The organism is bacterium, from assembly GCA_023145965.1.
Lineage (GTDB): Bacteria > UBP14 > UBA6098 > UBA6098 > UBA6098 > UBA6098.
Genome location: JAGLDC010000130.1, coordinates 1 through 2,243, shown reverse-complemented (window position 1 = coordinate 2,243; position 2,243 = coordinate 1). Strand labels below are relative to the sequence as shown.

The following is a 2,243-nucleotide window of genomic DNA, read 5'->3' as shown; positions in this document are numbered from 1 at the left end:
AGTAAGGGCTTTTCCTCGGATATAAATATATTCGAAGGTTTAAGGTCGAGATGGATAATTCCATGGGCATGAATGAATTCGAGTCCGTATGCGATTTCGAGAATGAATTTTGCGGTTTTCTCGGGAGTTAATGGGAGTTTAACATTTGACAGTGTATCGCCTTGTAGGAGCTTCGAAGTGAGCCAGACATCGCCCTCGTCTTTACCCATATCGAGAACTGGTAATACAGCTGGGTGTGAGAGTTGGGCTATAAGAAGAAACTGTCGTCGGAAGCGTTGTAGTCCGACTCTTCGAGTGATTTCTGGTCTCAGAATTTTAAGAGCTATCGTTTGGTCGGTGCTAGTATCGATGACTCGGTAAACCTTGCCAGTGGAGCCTTCGCCCAAAAGCCCTAAATTTCTAAACCTACCTAAAAGCAGCTTTTCTGACATATTAACTACCTTCGAAGGAAGCGACCCATCGGCCATTCCTTATTTTCAAGGTGATAGACGATTTGGCGAATCCCTCTTCGCCATCTGACTTGGTGCTTTTCAGGATAATATCGACAGCGGCGCGCCCTCCAATGGGATCCTCACGAACATCGAGGATTTTATTGACTGTCATAGTGATACCCTCGGGAAAATGCGGAAGTGCACCATCGGGGTATGCTGTGAGTTTGCGGATAGTCGAGGTGTCAGAACGAGCGATAGCCTCGAAGGCTTGGATAACTACAAGCTCGGGTGAAGGTGTGTCGAAACCGAGTTGTTTTGCAACTTTATCCTTTTCGCGAGGTAATTGAAGAATCTTTGCGTTGAAGTCCGCAACTTCGGCAATAAGAGAATCTCCACGCGAGCCCCAGATTAGGCAAAGCTTTTCCCATGCTATTGATGAGCGATAACGATAGCCTATAGTTCCGGCAGAATACCCTACTCCGGAGAATGGAGCCATGGCATCGATAGCCCATATATAGGTTTTCTCAGCGGATTCGTAGTCTTTTTTATTTTCATATATGGATGCTAGAGTAAAGTAGCTTTCAGGATTGGCGCGAGAGGCCAGGCTTATGGCCTTTTGGAGTGAGTTTATTGCCGAGGTTGTGTCGCCTTTGGCTAAAGAAACTTCGGCGAGCTCCGAGTGAAGCTCGGCTACTGTTGGCGCGCGCTTGATCGCCGACCTGAGCATTTTCTCCGCGTTTATAAAATCCGATTTCACCATGAATATTTTGGCGGATAGAAAACGAGGTTGCCAGGTGAATGGATCAAGTCGAGCGGAGAGCTGGGTTTGTTTTTGGGCGGTGGTTAGGTCTCTGTTCTCGGCAGAAGCGGTAGCCGATAGAGCTAGCTGTTCCGAGGTGATTCGCAAGAGAAGCAGAACAAGCATTGCCGATGCTAAAACTATAATGGGGATTCGAGATTTTAAATGTGTAGGCTCGATTTTGCTATCGGAGTGAAGACGATAGGCTAGGGCAATGAGAAGCGCCGAAGGCAAAAGAAGCCCGGCAAAGGCGGCATCGAAATCGACGGCCATGTGTATAAATAGAGATGAAAGCCCTGTGACGATACCTGTAAATACCAAATCTGGTTTTTCGACGAAGCATTTTCTCCAAAGTGGCAAAAAAGTCATAAGTAGAGCTAAGCAAAGGAGTATAAGCCCCGGAATACCAAGCTCTGCGGCCGCCCTTAAATAGGCATTGTGAGGAAAGCGAGGTAGAAAAGGCAGTTTCTTAAGGTATGCTGCGCGGATAGCAGGCCATGACCGAGGCCCTACGCCAAATATAGGGTAGTCTTCAGCAACATCGAGGCCAGCATCGAGCATAGCAAGACGCTCTTTGGAGCTCCTATCTTTATTTAAGTTCTCAGTATTTATCTCAGTAAAACTCTCGACACGTTCGGTAATAACACCTTTTGGTGAGAATAACAAACCGAGGGATATCCCAGCCACTGCAACTATTAATAATGTAAACAATTTCTTCTTATCCATAACTCTAATGATGCTAGGCAAGAAAAAAATCAGTCCGGCGATTAGACCGGCAATCCAACCAGCTCTGCTTCTAGTGAGAACGAGACCTGCCAACATAGCTATGGAGACAAAGATTGTGGCCCATTTAACCCAGCCGCTGCGTTCAAGAGAAAAAGCAAAAACAAAGGGCATAAAAAGAAGTAAATAGGCTGCCATCGGGTTTTTCCAGAAAAAAGTCCCAACAAAATATTTGGTCATTGCAGGGCCAGAATCATAAACATATTGCCCTAAAATGTAGATGACCCATG

At 46.1% G+C, this 2,243-nt stretch carries 2 protein-coding genes; both read right to left on the bottom strand.

What is annotated here, in order from left to right:
- Positions 1-431: protein kinase (locus KAH81_10370; GenBank protein MCK5834057.1), on the bottom strand; the 431-nt coding region annotated here is incomplete at its 3' end.
- 1 nt (position 432) lies between these two features.
- Positions 433-2,243, bottom strand: a 1,811-nt coding sequence (locus KAH81_10365; protein MCK5834056.1) for an O-antigen ligase family protein, incomplete at its 5' end; no start/stop codon positions are given.